1 protein-coding gene and 1 rRNA gene are annotated in these 760 nt (G+C 73.0%); one reads left to right on the top strand and one right to left on the bottom strand.

All coding sequences use genetic code 11. The features are described from left to right. Positions 1–576, top strand: a 576-nt coding sequence (locus ACZ6O2_RS28920) for a hypothetical protein (protein ID WP_466025055.1), incomplete at its 5' end; no start/stop codon positions are given. 91 nt (positions 577–667) lie between these two features. Here the strand turns inward: ACZ6O2_RS28920 and rrf are convergent. Further along, positions 668–760: ribosomal RNA gene (gene rrf / locus ACZ6O2_RS28915) — 5S ribosomal RNA — on the bottom strand; the annotation flags it as partial.

Genomic DNA, 760 nt, shown 5'->3' with positions numbered 1-760 from the left:
GCGGTCGCCGCCCCGGAAGCCACCTTCGCGGTCACCGCCACGGAAGCCACCCTCGCGACGCTCACCACCGCGGAAACCGCCCTCGCGGTCACCGCCACGGAAGCCACCCTCGCGACGCTCACCACCGCGGAAACCGCCCTCGCGGTCACCGCCACGGAAGCCACCCTCACGGCGCTCACCACCGCGGAAACCGCCCTCACGGTCACCGCCACGGAAGCCACCCTCACGGCGATCCCCACCGCGGAAGCCACCCTCACGGTCGCCAGCGTCCCGGCGGAAGCCACCCTCGCGCGGCGGGCCCGAACGGAACCCGCCCTCGCGGCGCTCGCCGCCACGCTCGCCCCGGAAACCACCCTGGCGCTCGGCGCCGTCACGACGGGGGGCGCCGGCCGCGCGGGAGTCGCCATCACGGGAACCAGACCGGTACCCGCCTTCGCGGCGGTCGCCGGCGTATCCGCCGCGCTGACCACCCCGGTCATCCCGGTACGACGGCCGGTCGTCGCGGCGCGGGGCGTCCTCGCGCCCGCCCGCCCGGTCTTCGTAACGACGGGGACGATCTCCGCCCTGCGATCCTGAACTCACAGGTACATCCTTCCTCATTGCGCCACCCATGGCGCTACGCAGTCGAGGGCCGACCCGGATGGGGCGGCCCTCGACTGGAATGATTGTCCGGCGGTGTCCTACTCTCCCACACCCTCCCGAGTGCAGTACCATCGGCGCTGGAGGGCTTAGCTTCCGGGTTCGGAATGTAACCGGGCGT

This window comes from Micromonospora sp. NPDC048040 (genome assembly GCF_055587185.1).
Note: the sequence above shows the minus strand (reverse complement) of the source record. Positions and strands in the feature narration are given on the sequence as shown.